At 59.4% G+C, this 16,486-nt stretch carries 17 protein-coding genes; 9 read left to right on the top strand and 8 right to left on the bottom strand.

All coding sequences use genetic code 11. The annotated features are described in order from the left end of the window. Positions 1-282: 282 nt before the first annotated feature. Positions 283-888 (bottom strand): protein-methionine-sulfoxide reductase heme-binding subunit MsrQ, encoded by a 606-nt coding sequence (msrQ, locus tag QZ571_RS10435; RefSeq protein ID WP_295534176.1) that lies wholly within the window; start codon positions 886-888, stop codon positions 283-285. Further along, positions 888-1,817: a protein-methionine-sulfoxide reductase catalytic subunit MsrP gene (gene msrP / locus QZ571_RS10430; protein WP_295534174.1), complete on the bottom strand. Its 930-nt coding sequence runs from the start codon at positions 1,815-1,817 to the stop codon at positions 888-890. The genes msrQ and msrP overlap by 1 nt, the downstream gene beginning before the upstream one ends. A 175-nt stretch (positions 1,818-1,992) precedes the next feature. Here msrP and QZ571_RS10425 point away from each other — a divergent pair, with 175 nt between their 5' ends. Further along, positions 1,993-2,445: a DUF302 domain-containing protein gene (locus QZ571_RS10425; RefSeq protein ID WP_295534172.1), complete on the top strand. Its 453-nt coding sequence runs from the start codon at positions 1,993-1,995 to the stop codon at positions 2,443-2,445. Positions 2,446-2,461: 16 nt separating this feature from the next. On the opposite strand, the gene QZ571_RS10420 is transcribed toward QZ571_RS10425, so the two are convergent. Continuing rightward, on the bottom strand, positions 2,462-2,923 hold the full coding sequence (locus tag QZ571_RS10420; protein WP_295534170.1) for an ion channel: 462 nt from the start codon (positions 2,921-2,923) through the stop codon (positions 2,462-2,464). Positions 2,924-3,034: 111 nt separating this feature from the next. Between QZ571_RS10420 and smpB the strand changes: the two genes are divergently transcribed. The 6 genes from smpB to QZ571_RS10390 all read left to right on the top strand — a co-directional run bounded on the left by smpB (position 3,035) and on the right by QZ571_RS10390 (position 8,940). After that, positions 3,035-3,508: an SsrA-binding protein SmpB gene (smpB, locus tag QZ571_RS10415; RefSeq protein ID WP_295534168.1), complete on the top strand. Its 474-nt coding sequence runs from the start codon at positions 3,035-3,037 to the stop codon at positions 3,506-3,508. A gap of 89 nt (positions 3,509-3,597) precedes the next feature. Continuing rightward, positions 3,598-4,449, top strand: a complete 852-nt coding sequence (gene sseA / locus QZ571_RS10410) for a 3-mercaptopyruvate sulfurtransferase (RefSeq protein WP_295534166.1) — start codon at positions 3,598-3,600, stop codon at positions 4,447-4,449. Next, a complete protein-coding gene (locus tag QZ571_RS10405; protein WP_295534164.1) occupies positions 4,449-5,630 on the top strand; it encodes an amino acid aminotransferase in 1,182 nt (393 codons plus the stop codon). Before sseA ends, QZ571_RS10405 begins: the two co-directional genes overlap by 1 nt. A gap of 147 nt (positions 5,631-5,777) precedes the next feature. Beyond that, positions 5,778-6,236, top strand: coding sequence for a MarR family transcriptional regulator (locus tag QZ571_RS10400; RefSeq protein ID WP_295534162.1), 459 nt, complete (start codon positions 5,778-5,780; stop codon positions 6,234-6,236). Then, positions 6,229-7,353: an HlyD family secretion protein gene (locus QZ571_RS10395; protein ID WP_295534159.1), complete on the top strand. Its 1,125-nt coding sequence runs from the start codon at positions 6,229-6,231 to the stop codon at positions 7,351-7,353. Before QZ571_RS10400 ends, QZ571_RS10395 begins: the two co-directional genes overlap by 8 nt. 87 nt (positions 7,354-7,440) lie before the next feature. Beyond that, a complete protein-coding gene (locus tag QZ571_RS10390; protein WP_295534178.1) occupies positions 7,441-8,940 on the top strand; it encodes a DHA2 family efflux MFS transporter permease subunit in 1,500 nt (499 codons plus the stop codon). 69 nt (positions 8,941-9,009) lie between these two features. On the opposite strand, the gene QZ571_RS10385 is transcribed toward QZ571_RS10390, so the two are convergent. Continuing rightward, entirely contained in the window at positions 9,010-10,341 is a 1,332-nt protein-coding gene (locus QZ571_RS10385) for an ammonium transporter (RefSeq protein ID WP_295534157.1), read from the bottom strand. A gap of 25 nt (positions 10,342-10,366) precedes the next feature. Beyond that, positions 10,367-10,705 (bottom strand): P-II family nitrogen regulator, encoded by a 339-nt coding sequence (locus QZ571_RS10380; protein ID WP_295534155.1) that lies wholly within the window; start codon positions 10,703-10,705, stop codon positions 10,367-10,369. Positions 10,706-10,976: 271 nt separating this feature from the next. Here QZ571_RS10380 and QZ571_RS10375 point away from each other — a divergent pair, with 271 nt between their 5' ends. Continuing rightward, a complete protein-coding gene (locus tag QZ571_RS10375) occupies positions 10,977-13,187 on the top strand; it encodes a transglycosylase domain-containing protein (RefSeq protein ID WP_295534153.1) in 2,211 nt (736 codons plus the stop codon). A gap of 74 nt (positions 13,188-13,261) precedes the next feature. Here QZ571_RS10375 and QZ571_RS10370 read toward each other — a convergent pair whose 3' ends face one another. The 3 genes from QZ571_RS10370 to QZ571_RS10360 form a co-directional block, all read right to left on the bottom strand. Then, positions 13,262-13,891, bottom strand: a complete 630-nt coding sequence (locus tag QZ571_RS10370; protein ID WP_295534151.1) for a phospholipid-binding protein MlaC — start codon at positions 13,889-13,891, stop codon at positions 13,262-13,264. Then, positions 13,848-14,621: a VacJ family lipoprotein gene (locus QZ571_RS10365; RefSeq protein ID WP_295534150.1), complete on the bottom strand. Its 774-nt coding sequence runs from the start codon at positions 14,619-14,621 to the stop codon at positions 13,848-13,850. Before QZ571_RS10365 ends, QZ571_RS10370 begins: the two co-directional genes overlap by 44 nt. 131 nt (positions 14,622-14,752) lie before the next feature. After that, positions 14,753-15,919, bottom strand: a complete 1,167-nt coding sequence (locus QZ571_RS10360; protein ID WP_295534148.1) for a lytic murein transglycosylase — start codon at positions 15,917-15,919, stop codon at positions 14,753-14,755. A gap of 179 nt (positions 15,920-16,098) precedes the next feature. Between QZ571_RS10360 and QZ571_RS10355 the strand changes: the two genes are divergently transcribed. Continuing rightward, positions 16,099-16,446: a hypothetical protein gene (locus QZ571_RS10355; RefSeq protein ID WP_295534147.1), complete on the top strand. Its 348-nt coding sequence runs from the start codon at positions 16,099-16,101 to the stop codon at positions 16,444-16,446. Positions 16,447-16,486 lie beyond the last annotated feature (40 nt).

Raw genomic sequence — 16,486 nt, 5'->3', positions numbered from 1 at the left:
CTCCAAATTTTGTTTCGCTTTTCAGCACCTTGCAGCACTTCCGGCTACCGTCGCTGCGTCGTTTGCTGCTTCGGTGAGGGGGGTTCTACGGATACTCCCCGACCTCCGCAACCACTTTTTTAAAAAACTTCCACATTTCCGCAAAGAACCACTTAGGCCTTTGAAAAATAACGGTCTTACCTTGTTAGATTCTTTGTCTAACCGGTCCAATTTCACGCTTACGCAAGAATCTTTCGCAAAACACCCGACTCAACGAAACCTCTGAACGCGCATTCCGCCGGGTCAGCGGAATCGGGGGGCGAAACGAAGCCCCAAAAGCAGCAATACCGCTGCCAACCACAGCCAGCCCTGAGTGGAGATCACCTTCATCTGTAGCAGATAATGAATCACCCCCAGCAGCACGGCAGGGTAAACCAGCCAATGCAGCTTGCGCCAATTGCGGCCCAGCTTGCGGATCGAGGCATTGTTTGAGGTGATCGCAAGCGGGATCAGCAGGATGAAGGCGCTGATTCCCAGCAACAGGTAGCGCCGCTTCACGAGGCCCGACAAGGCCTGCGCCCACAGCATGCTCATATCCAGAACAGCCCAAGCCGTCAGATGCAGGGCTATATAGAAGAACGCGAGCAACCCGATCGCGCGACGATAGCGGATCAGATTGAGCCCCAGCCAGCGCCGCGCGGGCGTGATCGCCAATCCGCCCACCAGAAACCACAGCGCGATCTTGCCCAGCCGATGCTCGATCCCTTTCACGGGATCGACCCCGATCCCCCCGGTGAAGGTCAGATAGACCACCCAGGCCAGAGGAATCAGCCCTGCGAGATAGACAACCCAACTGGGCACATGTCGCAACGCACCATTGATCGGGGCCGACAGGCTTGCGGTGGTCATCAGTAATTCTTCCGCAGGTCCATGCCGGTATAGAGGCTCGCGACCTCATCCTCGTAGCCGTTGAACATCAGCGTCGGTTCGCGCCCGGCAAACAGCCCTGCGCCCACACGCCGTTCGGTGGCTTGCGACCAGCGCGGGTGATCCACCTTGGGGTTCACATTGGCATAGAAACCGTATTCGCGCGGCTGAAGCTGATTCCACGTGGTGCGCGGCATCTTGTCGGTCAGCGAGATTTTCACGATGCTCTTGATCGACTTGAAACCATATTTCCACGGCACGATCAGCCGGATCGGAGCGCCGTTCTGGTTGGGCATCTCTTCATCGTAAAGCCCGGTCGCCAAAATCGTCAGCGGGTTCATCGCCTCGTCGATCCGCAGGCCCTCGACATAGGGCCAGTCGATACCGCCCTGTTTCTGCCCCGGCATTTGCGAGGGACGCAGCAAGGTCTGCATCGCGACGTATTTCGCTCCGGGCTGCACGCCCACGCGGTTCAGCAGATCCGCCAGCTCAAACCCGATCCACGGCACGATCATCGACCACCCCTCGACACAGCGAAACCGATAGATGCGCTGTTCCAGCGTCACCGGCTTAAGAATATCATCCAGCGCGTAATTGCCGGGCTTATCTACCAGCCCGTCAATCTCGATGGACCACGGGTCGGTCACAAGCTGCTTCGAATAGGCCGCCGGGTCGGTCTTGTCCCAGCCGAATTCGTAGAAATTGTTGTAATGCGTGATGTCTTTAAGCGTATTCGGCGCAGCATCAGTCGAATATCTCGATGGCGCTGCATTGATCTTGGCCAAGGCCGGCCCCGCAATTGCACCCAGCGCCATCGCGCCTGCGCCCGCCATGATCTGGCGACGGTTAAGGAAATCGGCCTTTGGCGTCACGTCGGCCCATGTTGGGTCACCGGGTCTGATCTTGCGCATGGAAATACCTCCTTTAGGCCCACACTATGAGTGCGGGGCGTGCCCTGTGCATCCCTTTTCGCAAGAGGGGGCGACATTGTTACCCCTAGGCATAAAGAAAAATACGCGCCAAACTCGGGATTGGATCACTGGGCGCCATCCGGCGTGACCCGTGTGGGAGATAAGGGAGACACAGATGAAACATCTGATCAGCGCCGCAGTTGCGGCGGCATTCATGCTAGGTGCGCAGGCTGCTTCGGCACAAGAGGCGCATACCTGGACCACCGAAGACACGTTCGATAACGTCACTTTCGCGGTGCAAAACGCGATCGTCGGCGCGGGGCTTGTGGTTGATCACGTCAGCCATACCGGCGACATGCTGGAACGCACCAAAGACGCGGTGGGCGAAACCAAGACCCTGTTTACAGGCGCAGATATCTTTTCGTTCTGCTCGGCCAAGGTATCGCGCGAGGTGATGACCAGCGACATCACCAATGTGCAATATTGCCCCTATACGATCTTTGTCTATGAGACCCCCGAAAACGCGGGCGAGATCACGGTCGGCTTTCGTGACTATCCCAAGGACACGATGGACCCGGTGACCGATATGCTGACGGGGATCGTCAAAGACGCCTTGATGATCGACTAAGCGGCGCGCGCGGGATTTACAGGTGCATATTCAAATGCGCCTTGATCCTGCGCGCTTCGATCTGGCTGTTGCGGGTCTGGCGCAGGGTCTCGACCATCATCGCGGTGAGAAACCCGATATTGAGCAACCCGTTCGCCGCCGCCATGCCCCCCAGAATACGCCAGTCATGGCTGAGAAGAATGTCGCCATAGCCCAGCGTCGTATAGACGACGAGCGCGAAATAGACCGCCTCTTCCATCGTGTGAAAGATATCGAGCACGCGAAAGCAGGCCGCCCAGGCCCAGACGCTGGCCGTCACCATCCCCAGCGCCCATAGCGCGGACGCCATCACCAGAAGCAACATCTTGGGCCCGTGGGGTTCACGCATCACCCAGCGGGCAGAGCGCACGAACATCGCCTCCATCGCCCAAGCTGTCGTCGCAGCGAAAGAAACCGTGATCAGCATCATCAGCGATCCGATAGCGATCTGGTGGAGCATGGTAATCCTTTCGACAGCAACGGTCCCAGCTAGGCGCGCAGCCCGTCTCGCGTCAAGCGCCGCAGTGCCGCACTGGACAGAGCGGCATCCAAGCCCTATTTCGGGGCGACCATGGCAAAACATTCTGATCCCAACTCCAAGCTGATCGCCGAAAACCGGCAAGCGCGTTATCACTACGCCGTCGAGGATACGCTCGAGGCGGGGATCATGCTCTATGGCTCTGAGGTGAAATCGCTGCGCACTGGCCAGACCAATATCGCCGAAAGCTATGCCTCGGTTGAAGATGGCGAGCTGTGGCTGATCAACAGTTATATCGCAGCTTATATGCAAGCGGGGCATTTCGGCCACGAGGAACGGCGCAAGCGCAAGCTACTGGTGTCCAAACGCGAATTGTCCCGGCTGTGGAACGCCACCCAGCGCGAGGGCATGACCATCGTGCCGCTCAAGATGTATTTCAACGACAAGGGCATCGCGAAACTGCTGGTCGGAATCGCCAAGGGCAAAAAGCTGGCCGATAAACGCGAAACCGAGGCCAAGCGCGACTGGAACCGCCAGAAACAACGGCTGCTCAAGCAGAATCAATGAGCTGAGGCGCGGTTTTGGGCGCCCTGCCCTTGCGTCCCCTGCGGTGCTGAGTCTAATCAACTCTGACCGATAGAGAGAGGCGCACCGCGATGGACAACCCGAAAACGCTCGTATCGACGGACTGGCTTGCCACCCATCTGAACGATCCCGATCTGCGGATTCTGGATGGCTCGTGGTTCTTGCCCCAGATGGGGCTGGACGCCAAGGCGACCTATGATGCCAAACATATCCCCGGCGCGCGCTTCTTCGATATCGACGAGATCGCTGATAACCGTTCGGATTTGCCGCATATGGCGCCGCCGACCGAGAAGTTCATTTCCCGGATGCGCGCGATGGGTGTGGGCGACGGCCATCAGGTCGTGGTCTATGACCAACACTCGATGTTATCGGCCCCGCGCGTGTGGTGGCTGTTCCGGCTGATGGGCAAGACCGATGTGGCCGTGCTCGACGGTGGCTTGCCAAAATGGGAGGCCGAGGGCCACCCGCTTGAAGACATGCCGCCGATGGTGCGCGACCGTCACATGACCGTGCAGCGCCAGTCCGGCTTGGTGAAAGACGTGACGCAAGTGGCCCATGCCTCTAAGCTGGGTGATTATGCGATCATCGACGCCCGCGCGCATGGCCGTTTCATCGGTCAAGACGCTGAACCCCGCCCGAACCTGCGCAAAGGCCATATCCCCGGATCGCGAAACGTGCCGTGGGAAAGCCTTTTGACGCCAGAGGGCACGATGAAATCCCCCGAGGCCCTGCGCAAGGTTTTTGAAGGCGCGGGCGTCGATCTGTCCAAACCCGCGATCACCACCTGTGGATCTGGCGTGAGCGCGGCCATTCTGGCCCTCGCGCTGGAGCTGATCGGCAAGTCGGATTGGGCCCTCTATGATGGATCATGGGCCGAATGGGGCATGTATAACGACCTCAAGGTCGCAACCGGAGACGCATGATGCTGAACAATCTCAAACCGCAAGCGCCGGATAAAATCCTCGCGCTGATGGGCGAATATCGCGCTGACCCGCGCGACAACAAAGTCGATCTGGGCGTCGGCGTCTATAAAGATGCCGACGGCAAAACCCCGATCATGACCGCCGTTCACAAAGCTGAAAAACAGGTCTGGGACAGCGAGACCACGAAATCCTATGCGGGCCTTGCCGGCCAGCCCGAATTCCACGCCGCGATGGCGGAAATGGTGCTGGGCAAGGGTTACCCAGCCGACCGTCTCGCCTGCTTGTCCACCGTGGGCGGCACTGGCGCGTGCCGGATGGGCTTTGAACTGGCGCGCATGGCCAGTGAAGGAACCACGGTCTGGGTGTCTGATCCGACATGGCCGAACCACCTGTCGATCCTGAACTTCATGGGGCAGGCGTTCAAATCCTATCGCTATTTCGATGCCGCCAGCCGCAGCGTCGATTTCGACGCGATGATGGCAGATCTGAAAGCGGTCAAAAAAGGTGACATCGTGCTGCTGCACGGCTGCTGTCACAACCCGACCGGCGCAAACCTGACGATCGAGCAGTGGGGCGCGGTCGCAGACCTCCTGGAACAGACCGGCGCGATCCCGATGATCGACCTGGCCTATCAGGGCTTCGGCGATGGGCTGGAAGAAGACGCCGCAGGCACCCGTCTGATTGCGTCGCGCTTGCCTGAGGTGCTGATCGCGGCGTCTTGTTCCAAGAACTTCGGGATTTACCGCGAGCGCACCGGCTGCCTGATGGTTCTGGGCGATGCGGCCACGCGCGCGGTGACGCAAGACGTGCTGTCGTACCTCAACCGCCAGACCTATTCCTTCCCACCCTATCACGGGCAGGCGCTGGTCGCGCGCGTGCTGACCGATCCGGCGCTGCGCGCGGAATGGGAGGCCGAATTGGAAGAGGTCCGCACGGGCATGTTGGACCTACGCAAACAGCTTGCCGATGAATTGCGGCGTCTGACCAACTCGGATCGCTTCGACTTCGTGGCCGAGCATCGCGGCATGTTCTCGCGCCTCGGGGCCACCCCCGAGCAGGTCGCCAAGATGAAGGCCGAAAACGGGATTTATATGGTCGGCGATTCGCGCATCAACATCGCCGGGCTGAATACAAAATCGGTACCGCTGCTGGCGCGCGCCTTGATCGACGCGGGCGTCTAAGGAACCTACAACCAAGCTTGACGATTTAAGACGGGAGCCTTCGGGCTTCCGTCTTTTTATTTGGAAAATTTTTCATTTTACCCTTGAAATAGTAAGCAAGCTTATAATGTAAGGGCTTATGATATACGCATTGACCCGGAGCCCGCTATGTCCGAACAAAGCCTAGGTTTCCTGTTGCATGACGCGACCCGGTTGATCCGGCGTCGCTTTGAAAAACGTGCCAATGAGCTGGGTTTGACCACCGCGCAATGGCGTCTCTTGGTCTATCTCAAGCGCGAAGGACCGCTGGCACAGGCGCGTCTGGCCGAGTTGCTCGAGATCGAGCCGATCTCGGTGTCGCGCCTTGTCGACCGGATGGAAGAGGCCGATTGGGTTTTGCGCAAGCACGATTCCAACGACCGGCGCGTCAAGCTGATCCACCCCACGGCGAAGACCCGTGCTGCCTTTGAAGAGGCGCATGACATCGCCGAAGCCATTTACGCCAAAGCCCTCAATGGCCTGTCAGACCGTGCGGTCAAACAGGTCATGAGTTCCCTGAACAAAATAATCGAAAATCTCTCCGATGAGGAGAGCCCCTCCCAGAGTTCCGAGGCCAATCATGAGTGACGCAACAGAAAAAAAATCTGCCCCGAGCAATGGGCAAGACATCGAAACGAAAAAGAAAAAGCGGCCAAAAACATGGCTGCTGGTCCTTGTGCCTGCGCTGATCGTGCTTGGCGGCGCGTATTATTGGCTGAGTTCCGGCGGATCTGAGTCCACCCAAAACGCCAACTTCCAGATGGCGCGCATTCCGGTGGCCTCACAAATCTCGGGCCGGGTGACGAAGGTGTTCGTTTCAGAAAACGAGCATGTCAAAAAGGGCGACCCGCTGTTCGAACTCGACAAGAAACCCTATGAATTGGCCTTGGCCAAGGCTGAGGCCGGGCTGTCGATGGCCAAGCTTCAGGTCGAACAGCTGCGCGCCTCGTATAAGGCCGCGTTGGCGGATGAAAAACAGGCTTCTGACAATGCAGACTACCAAGCCAAGCAGCTTGCCCGGCAAGAATCGCTGACCAAATCGGGGGCTGCGACGCAGACATCGCTTGATGCGCAGCGCACGACCACAATCGCGGCCCAAGACACGCTTGCCGCCGCCCAGCAAAAGGTTGCAGCCGCCAAGGTTGCCCTTGACGGCAATCCCGACATCGCTGTCGAGGATCACCCCACGGTGAAAGCTGCAATCACCGCCGTGAACGATGCGAAATATAACCTTTCGCAAACGGAACTGTTCGCGCCAGCCGACGGCGTCATCTACCAAGCCGGCTCGTTCAAGCCCGGTGAAATGGTTGGTGCGGGATCAAGCCTGTTCACGCTGGTTGATACCACCGATGTCTGGGTGATCGCGAATTTCAAGGAAACCGAGCTGACCCATATGGGCGCGGGGCAATCCGCCACGGTCACGTTCGACGCCTTCCCCGGTCGCAACTACAAAGCCACCGTCGAAGCGGTCGGCGCAGGCACCGGGGCCGAGTTCTCGATCCTTCCGGCGCAAAACGCGACCGGCAACTGGGTGAAGGTGACCCAGCGTGTTCCCGTGCGGCTGCGGCTCGCGAAAGGCTCGGACTTGACCGGTTTGCGCGCGGGTCTTTCGGCGACGGTGAATGTGGATACCAAGGTCAAATCGAATCTCGCTCAACTCATCGGCGACAAGGCTCAGGCCACGCCCGCGACTCAGGGGCAATAAGCTATGGCCGAGGCTGCCACGCAGAGCCCGCAGGCCAATCAGCCAAAGGCGATCGACCCCTATAACGTGCCTCATCGCGGCCTGATCATGGCGGCGCTGATGCTGGCGGTGATCATGCAGGTGCTTGACACCACCATCGCCAACGTGGCGCTGCCCGACATGCGGGCTGATCTTGGCGCGTCGACGGACACGATCAACTGGGTTTTGACCTCGTATATCGTGGCCGCTGCGATCATCACGCCGATGTCGGGCTGGCTGTCCAACCAGTTTGGACGGCGCGAGATTTTCATGATCTCGGTGGTTGGCTTTGTTGTGTTCTCGATGCTGTGCGGGGCTGCATGGTCCCTCAACACGATGGTTGCGTTTCGTCTGGTTCAGGGCGTGTTTGGCGCTGCAATCGTGCCGCTGGCGCAGAACTTCATGCTCGATATCAACCCGCGGGAACGCCACGGGCAAGCCATGGCTATGTTTGGCGCAGGCATCATGCTGGGGCCGATCATCGGGCCGACGCTCGGGGGCTATCTGACCGAGTCGCTCAACTGGCGTTGGGTGTTCTATATCAACGTGCCGCTGGGGATGATCGCAATTGCGGGGGCGTGGTCGTTTCTGCCCGAGATGCCCAAGCGCAAGATCAAGTTCGACTTCTTCGGCTTTGCGGCCCTTGCCGTGGGGATCGGGGCGTTGCAGTTGATGCTTGATCGCGGTTCTGACGTCGACTGGTTCTCGTCGGTTGAAATCTGGATCGAGTTGGCGCTGTCGGTGTCCGGGTTCTGGATTTTCGTGGTCTGGATCTTGGGGGCAGAGCGACCCTTCTTGGACCCGAGGATGTTTCTGGATCGCAACCTGTCGATGGGGCTGCTGTTCATTTTTGTCGTCGGGATCGTCTTGCTGGCATCGCTTGCGCTCCTGCCGCCAATGCTCTCCAGCATCTACGGCTATCCAACGCTGACCATCGGGTTGGTGATGTCGCCGCGCGGTGTCGGGGCGATGATCATGATGCTGCTGATCGGGCGGCTGATGAAATTTGTCGACCTGCGTATTCTGGTGGTGGTCGGGCTGTCTTTGACCGCCTACTCTCTGCATATGATGTCCACTTTCTCGCCGCTGATGGGGGCAAAATGGTTCGTCATTTCGGGGATCGTTCAGGGCTTTGGTCTGGGCTCGGTCTTTGTGCCGATTTCAACGCTCACCTTCGCCACGCTCGAGCCGAAATTTCGCGGCGACGGAACGGCGCTGTTCAGCCTTGTGCGTAATATCGGCTCGTCGATCGGGATCTCGATCGTGACGGCGCTGCTGACCCATATGATTGCGGTCAACCATTCCGAGCTGGCCTCGGGGATGAACCCGCAGAACCTGCAAGGGCTGGCCTCGGGCAGTTCTTCGCTGGCGCATTATGGGGAAACAGCGGTCTATGAGGTGCTGAATTCGCTGACGACGCAACAGGCTGCGATGATCGCGTATCTGGATGATTTCAAGTTCATGATGTGGATCACGATCGCTGCGATCCCGCTTGTCGTGTTCTTGCGCAAACCCGATTACTCAAGCTCTGCCCCACAGAAAGGCGGCGCAGCTGTGACTGCGGAATAAGCGCCTTACCCTCACAACGCAAAAGGCCCGGAGCGAACTCCGGGCCTTCTTTGTTGATCTTATCGCGTCTTAGCTGTGATAGGCGCTTTCGCCATGCGCCGTAAGGTCGAGACCCTGACGCTCATCATCGGCGCTGACCCGGATACCGGTGATCGCCTTGACGATGTAGATGATGACCAGCGACCCGATACCCGACCAGACGATGGTCAAGAGAACCGCTTTGATCTGGGCGAAGACCTGCGCACCCATGGTGCCAGCTTCGACCACAAAGCCCGTGCCACCAAGCGAGGGGGCGCAGAGGATACCGGTCATGATGGCACCGACGATACCGCCAACACCGTGGACACCGAAAGCATCAAGGCTGTCGTCATACTTGAACTTCGACTTGATGGCGGTGACGAAGAAGAAGCAGATCGGAGAGACAAGAAGGCCCAGGAAGATCGCACCAACCGGACCGGTGGTGCCACAAGCCGGGGTGATCGCAACCAGACCCGCAACCATGCCCGACGCAGCCCCCAGACCCGAGGCCTTGCCGCGCACCCATCCTTCGACGATCGACCAAGAGACGACCGCAGCCGCCGTGGCCACGAAGGTGTTGAGCATCGCAAGCGTCGCATTCGCCGTCGCTTCGAGGTTGGACCCCGCGTTGAAGCCGAACCAACCGACCCAGAGCATCGCAGCGCCAGCCATCGTCAGCGTCATCGAGTGCGGAGCCATGTTCTCTTTGCCCAGACCGAGGCGCGGACCAAGGACGATTGCCCAGACCAGACCGGCGATACCAGCATTGATGTGAACCACGGTGCCACCAGCAAAGTCGATAGCGCCCCAGTTGAAGATCAGACCGGCGCCGTCCCAAACCATATGTGCGATCGGGAAGTAAACGAAGGTCACCCACAAGATCATGAACAGCACGATGCCCGAGAACTTAGCGCGCTCGGCAAAAGCACCCACGATCAGCGCGGGGGTGATGGCTGCAAAGGTCATCTGGAAAGCGATGAAGACATATTCCGGCAGCACGACACCATCGGTGAAGGTCGCTGCGGTCGAATCCATCGTCACGCCCGAGAGGAAGATTTTCCCCAAACCGCCCCAGAACGGCGATGTGCCGCCACCGAAGGCAAAGGAATAGCCCCACAGCACCCAGACGATCATCACGATCGACGCGATCATCGTGGTCTGCATCAGAACCGACAGCATGTTCTTGGTGCGCACGAGGCCACCGTAAAACAGCGCCAGACCCGGAATGATCATGAACAGAACCAGCAACGAAGACGTCATCATCCACGCCACGTCGCCCTTGTCGATGACTTCAGCCGGGGCCGCAGCATCCTGCGCCAGAGCCGGAAGGCCAGCAAGGGCGAGAACCCCGGCGAGACCTGCAATTTTAGAAAGGTTTTTCATTGTCCTACTTTCCCTCTGTCGCGTCTCAGAGCGCGTCGTCATTGGTTTCGCCCGTGCGCACGCGCACTGCCTGCCCCACATCGAGCACGAAGATTTTGCCGTCGCCGATCTTGTCGGTCTTGGCGGCCTTGAGGATCGTATCGACGACCTCGTCTGCCAGGCCGTCCGCAACCACGATTTCCAGTTTCACCTTGGGCACGAAGTTCACGGCGTATTCCGCGCCGCGATAGATTTCGGTGTGACCCGACTGTGCGCCAAAGCCTTTGATCTCGGTAACCATCATACCGCGCACGCCGATGGTGGTGAGCGCTTCGCGCACCTCCTCGAGCTTGAACGGCTTGATTGCTGCAATGATGAGTTTCACTGTCGTCCCTTCCTTGTTCAGCACATCTCAATGTCGTGAGCGATCGACACCATCTGGCGTCAGAAGGCCAAGTTCGCTGCACGCGCACAAGGAAACAGAGGCAGAGAGATCGGGAAGCTTGCCAGTAATCTGCCTAATAATTATACATTTTAGGCGCATCGGCTAATTATTGGGCGAAATGTGAAACTGAAACGTGAATTTATGCGGGTCCACATCCTGTGAAGCTGCGTGTAAATTGGCGCCAACGAAAACAAGGCAGCGGATCAGGCAAATGACACAGAAGGGCGGACGACGCGGGTCGTTGGTAGCGGATAAGCGCTACGCCACGTCGAAAAATGCGAGCCCCTCGAAGACGCCGAAACCCCGCAAACCACGCGGGCAAAAACCGCGCCCGCCCCGGCGCGGTGGGTTCAGCGGCGCAATCGCAGGGATGGTGCGGTTTATCTGGCGCCTCCTCTGGGGGGCGTTCTGGCGTTTCTCCATGGTGATCGCGCTCGTTGTGGGCGCGGCGACGCTGTATTTCTATTCGACGCTGCCTGACTACACAAAGCTTCTGGATGGGCGCACCCGTGGGTCGGTCACGATGCTTGACGATCAAAACAAGGTCTTTGCCTGGCGCGGCGAAACCTATGGCGGGCTGATCGACGCCAAAAACGTCTCGCCCCATCTGCGCAACGCGGTAATCGCGACCGAGGATCGCCGTTTTTACCACCATATCGGGATCAGCCCGCGCGGCATCGCCTCGGCGATCGCGATCAACCTCAAGGATGGGCGCGGCCCGTTTCAGGGCAATGGCGGTTCGACGATCACGCAACAGGTAGCAAAGCTTTTGTGCCTTGGTGTGAAGTTCGACCCAAAGCAATGGAAAAACGAATCCGCCTATGAAGATGATTGCCGCTCTGGCGGGCTCAAGCGCAAGATCAAGGAAGTGCCCTATGCCTTTGCGCTGGATCTGAAATATACCAAAGACCAAGTTCTTTCGATCTACCTCAACCGGGCCTATCTGGGCGCCGGGGCGCGCGGATTTGAGGCCGCATCCGAGCGGTATTTCGGGATTTCGGCCGCCAATGACAATCCGCAGCAAGCTGCAATGCTGGCGGGCCTGCTCAAAGCGCCAAGCTATTACGCGCCCACCAACAGCCTTGAGCGCGCTCAGGCGCGGGCGGAAACCGTGCTGATGTTGATGCATCAGCAACACTATCTGACGGACCGGCAATATCTGGATGCCAAGGCCAATCCCGCCACTCTGAGCGAGGCTGCGCAACGTCGCGCGGGGGGCTATTTCGCCGATTGGCTGATGGATACGATCCCCGATTTCCTGTCACGCGGCACGACCGAAGATGTGGTGATTCACACGACTTTGGATCAGCGCATCCAATCCGCCGCCGAAGAGGCGATGCAGTCCGTCTTTAGCGATAAGGTCGCCAAAGACAGCACCGCCGAGGCTGCGATCGTCGTGATGTCGCCCGATGGGGCCGTGCGTGGCATGGTGGGCGGGCGCGCAACCAAGGTGACCGGCGCGTTCAACCACGCCACGATGGCGCAGCGCCAGACCGGCTCGACCTTCAAGCCCTTTGTCTATGCCACCGCGCTGGATCTGGGCTACACCCCCGATTCGATGGTAGATGATGCCCCGTTGACCGTGAAAATGCCCGGCTCCCCGGACTGGACGCCGCGCAACTATGAACGCAACTTCAGCGGCCCGATCACCCTGACCACCGCGCTTGAGCATTCGGTAAACGTTGCAACGGTGCGTGTCTCTGAGGCGGTGGGGCGCGAGAATGTCATCAAGGTCGCCGAGGGGCTTGGCTTTGCGCAGAACCTGCCAAACCTGCCCTCTGTCGCTTTGGGGGTCGGGGAATCGGATCTGCTGGACATGACGGGCGCCTATGCAGGCATCTTGAATGGCGGCTCTTCGGTGACGCCCTACGGGCTGAACACGCTTACGCTCAAGGGCGATAGCAACCCGCTTTTCAGCAAACCCGGCGGCATTGGCGAGCGCGTGATCTCGGAAAAATCAGCGCGCGAGTTGATCTATATGATGCGTCAGGTTGTGCTGCATGGCACGGGCGGGCGGGCTAATATCAAAGGCTATGAAATTGCTGGGAAAACTGGCACGACGCAAAGCTCGCGGGATGCCTGGTTTATCGGGTTTACGGCGGACTATGTCGTCGGCGTCTGGATGGGCAATGACGACAACACGCCGCTGAAGGGCGTCACGGGCGGTGGATTGCCCGCCGAGATCTTCCACGAAACGATGGCGCGCGTGGAAGACGGCCAGCCCGCAAAACCACTGCCGATGGCGCAGCCCTCGGATTGGCAGGCAGAGACGCAGCAATATTCGGGCGATTCGCAAAGTGCGGGGCAACTGCCCGAGCAAAGCGCGCAACCCCAGCAGCCTCAGCCCCAAGCACAACGCCGTAACCCATCTGATTCGATTCTCAAAAGCCTGCTGGGCGTGTTTGGCGGCAATCGAAACTGAGGTGTGACGGCGCTTTGATATGACAACGCCCGGTGTCTCCACCGGGCGTTGTCATATCAGCCGTAAGGCAAGCCCTAGCCAGCCGTTTTCAAATCTTGAATCACTGCGTCGATGTTACCGCGACGGCGATCAAGCATCGCACCAATTTCGGCGCGCTCAGAGGCCAGCATATTCACGCCCTCAACGATCAGGTTGAAAAACTTGTCTTGGCCAGACCGATCCGAGACCTGCCAGAGCACCTCGAACGGCGCTTGGCCCTTGAGGATCGCTGTGGTTTTCACCTCATAGAACGTCTTGATCGCACGCGCGCCCTTCACCTCGAATTGCGCGCCGATGAATTCGCGGAACCGCTTGCCATATTTGCGCGAAAGATAGCCCTGATAGGCCTTTGTGAAGGCGGCCATCTGCGCAGCACTCGCCTGACGCGCCGCGACCCCCAGCGCCGAGCGGGCGATCACGTTCACATCCGCATATTTCGAGAAAATCCGCTCGAACATGGCATAAAGCGCGGGGCCCGTCTTGCCAGATCGGATGGCTGCGTTGGTATCGGTCACGGCGCGCTCAATCAGCGCCCTCGCCTGTGAATCATTCAGCGCAAAAGCCTGACCCGGCACCAGCGCCCCGGCCAGCCCGGCAACCCCGGCCCCCAAAATGAAACGTCTATTGTAGCGCAGGGTCGTCATAGGGATCATAGGCTGCGGCATCGTTTCTCTCCTCGCCGTTAAGTTCGAAGCGCCGGTTCTGCAAATACAACAGGCGGCTTTGCGCATAGCTATCGGCACTGTCATGCAACACCGAATCGACGGTAGCGCTATATTTCTTGCGGGTTTCGACGCGCGCGCCCAAGCGGAACGCCTTGGCCACCAACCGCGGATCGGGGTCCAGCGCGTTGAGCGGGTCAATCACCAGATCAACCACCTTGCCCAGTGCGTCACGCTCCGTCGAGGGGCCAAAGATCGGCAGCTCCAGATAGGTGCCCTCGCCCACCCCCCAAACATGCAGCGTTTCGCCGAAATCCGTAGTGGACTCGGGAAGCGAGAAACGGGTGCCAGCGGGGTCAAATATGCCACCCAGACCCAGCGTCGAATTGATGATGAAGCGGAAGGTATTCTTGATCGCCGGTTCAGGGCGGCCTTGCAAAAGCGAATTGAGAACCATGCTTGGCAGGCCAAGATTGTTGCCCACATTGCCAATCGCATGCCCCACCGGCCCCACGGGGGGACGGGTATCATCCGACGAAGGCGCGCGAAACAGCACGCTGTCCGCCTTTTTGTTGAACGCGTGGGTCTGGCGATTTGACGCCTCATATGGATCGTTGATGCCGCTACCGCGCGGGGCGGGCCCACAGCCGGCAAGACCTGCGGCCATGCTCAGGATCAACGTCGCAATCCCGAGTGTCCTTATGCCAAGGCGCTGGGTGGTTGTACCTGTCACACGATCCCCTTTCGAACCCTACCGCCAGAGCAGCACGGGGTGCCCCGGCCCTTTGACATAATGCGCGCAGCCCTCACTCGCAATGAAAAGGGCTGTACAATTCTGGAACTCCGCAGTCGCGCCACCTGAATTCAAAGCGCGTTCAGCAGCGCCTTGGTGGGCCAACCATCGGCAGGCAGGCCCAACCGTTTCTGTTCGCTTTGGACGGCGGGGCGCGTTTTCGCCCCTAAAATCCCGTCAACCTTACCCACATCATAACCACGCGCCGTCAGCTTTTGTTGCAGCGCCGACATCTGCGCACTGCTGAGCCCCGCATCGGGATGGCCGGGGTCAAGGCGCGGCGCGCCTTCAAGCCGGGTCGCGAAATAGGCCGCCGAGGTGACATAGACAAAGCTTTTGTTCCACTCAAATAACACGCGGAAATTGGGATAGACCATAAAGGCCGGCCCCTTGCGCCCCATCGGCAGCAACACCGAACCCGGCACCCCCTGCGCCAGTCTCCCGCTGCGTGCCCGCACACCCATCCGCGCCCAATCGGCGGTGGAGGCTTGCGTGTTCAACCCGGTTTTGGACCAATCAAGCGTGGCGGGCAGCACGATCTCTTGCATCCACGGCTCACCTTTGCGCCAGCCCAGATCGTGCAGCATCTTGGCCCCCGACATCAGCGCATCCGGCGCAGAGGTTTTCAGCCGTACATGCCCATCGCCATCGCCATCCACCCCGTTGCGCAAGATGTCATCAGGCAGCATCTGCACTTGCCCGATCTCTCCGGCCCAAGCGCCTTTTTCGCGCTGGGGATCAAAATCACCCCGTTGATACAGTTTGGCGGCGGCGATCACCTGCGGGCGAAACAGCTCGGGGCGGCGGCAATCATGGGCGAGCGTCAGCAACGCATTGCGGGTGTTGAAATCGCCCTGCACCTGCCCGAAATCGGTCTCAAGCGCCCAAAACGCCAGCAGCACCCCGCGCGAGACGCCGTAGTCCCGCTCGATCCGATCAAAAGTCAATTTGTAGCGCTTGGCGTTGCGTGCCCCGTTGGTGAGGCGGTTCTGACTGATCACCGCGCTGGAAAATTGCAGAAAATCCTTGCGAAACACGCCCTGCGCGCGGTCAGCCCGCAGCACTTTTGGGTCTTGGCGCGCACCATTGAGAAAGGCATCGGCCTGCGCCGCGCTCAGGCCAGCGGCACGGATATCGCTGCGGATGCCACTGAGAAACCCAGACCAACTCCCTCCGCATTGTGCCATCACGGGCGCGGCAAGAATCGACAAGCTGAGGGCGAGAATCGGCAGGCGCATGAGCAGACTTTCTTATGAGATTACCGAGAGGCTAACGCGCACTCACAGGTCCGACAACAGCCAAGACGTTGCAAATACAGCACTCCATGCAGGTGCGGCATGAGATCGGACAAATGGTTAACTTGAATTTTACATTCGCGTGAGCAGCATAGAGTGCGGGGATGCTGCTGGAGGCTGTGATGGAATTTCTGCCCAAGGAACTGCTCGAAGGGCTGCGCGTCGCGCAGAAACGCAAGTCGGCGAAAACATCGCGTCTGCGCGTCTTGGCGGATGGCGCAAGCTGGCGGGTGCTGCGCAGGTTCAAAGGCGGGTTTGCGCTTGATGCGGATCGGGTCAGCCATCTGCGGGGGTATGTCGATCTATATGACGGGTCGACCCATATCGCGACCTGCCTGATCATCGCCTCAGAGGTTGCTGACGGCGAGTTGATCTGCAACGTCAAACGCGAGACCGCTGTCGCCGATCGCGCGCCGCTCGATTTCGTGTTCGAAGGGCCCGAGATTGCAGGCTACCTGTCAAAAGCCTAAGGCGGGGCGCGCCGTTGCCCCCTGAATGGCTTTGGAAAAA

The organism is uncultured Thioclava sp., from assembly GCF_913064665.1.
GTDB lineage: Bacteria > Pseudomonadota > Alphaproteobacteria > Rhodobacterales > Rhodobacteraceae > Thioclava > Thioclava arctica.
This window is presented reverse-complemented; position numbering and strand designations above follow the sequence as displayed.

Bases quoted from the DNA above. Each gene is read 5' to 3' on its own strand.
- QZ571_RS10355 (WP_295534147.1), top strand. From the start codon at position 16,099: ATGGAATTTCTGCCCAAGGAACTGCTCGAAGGGCTGCGCGTCGCGCAG.
- msrP (WP_295534174.1), bottom strand. From the start codon at position 1,817: ATGCGCAAGATCAGACCCGGTGACCCAACATGGGCCGACGTGACGCCA.
- QZ571_RS10425 (WP_295534172.1), top strand. From the start codon at position 1,993: ATGAAACATCTGATCAGCGCCGCAGTTGCGGCGGCATTCATGCTAGGT.
- QZ571_RS10385 (WP_295534157.1), bottom strand. From the start codon at position 10,341: ATGAAAAACCTTTCTAAAATTGCAGGTCTCGCCGGGGTTCTCGCCCTT.
- QZ571_RS10400 (WP_295534162.1), top strand. From the start codon at position 5,778: ATGTCCGAACAAAGCCTAGGTTTCCTGTTGCATGACGCGACCCGGTTG.
- sseA (WP_295534166.1), top strand. From the start codon at position 3,598: ATGGACAACCCGAAAACGCTCGTATCGACGGACTGGCTTGCCACCCAT.
- msrQ (WP_295534176.1), bottom strand. From the start codon at position 888: ATGACCACCGCAAGCCTGTCGGCCCCGATCAATGGTGCGTTGCGACAT.
- QZ571_RS10370 (WP_295534151.1), bottom strand. From the start codon at position 13,891: ATGCCGCAGCCTATGATCCCTATGACGACCCTGCGCTACAATAGACGT.
- smpB (WP_295534168.1), top strand. From the start codon at position 3,035: ATGGCAAAACATTCTGATCCCAACTCCAAGCTGATCGCCGAAAACCGG.
- QZ571_RS10375 (WP_295534153.1), top strand. From the start codon at position 10,977: ATGACACAGAAGGGCGGACGACGCGGGTCGTTGGTAGCGGATAAGCGC.
- QZ571_RS10360 (WP_295534148.1), bottom strand. From the start codon at position 15,919: ATGCGCCTGCCGATTCTCGCCCTCAGCTTGTCGATTCTTGCCGCGCCC.
- QZ571_RS10395 (WP_295534159.1), top strand. From the start codon at position 6,229: ATGAGTGACGCAACAGAAAAAAAATCTGCCCCGAGCAATGGGCAAGAC.
- QZ571_RS10390 (WP_295534178.1), top strand. From the start codon at position 7,441: ATGGCGGCGCTGATGCTGGCGGTGATCATGCAGGTGCTTGACACCACC.
- QZ571_RS10405 (WP_295534164.1), top strand. From the start codon at position 4,449: ATGCTGAACAATCTCAAACCGCAAGCGCCGGATAAAATCCTCGCGCTG.
- QZ571_RS10420 (WP_295534170.1), bottom strand. From the start codon at position 2,923: ATGCTCCACCAGATCGCTATCGGATCGCTGATGATGCTGATCACGGTT.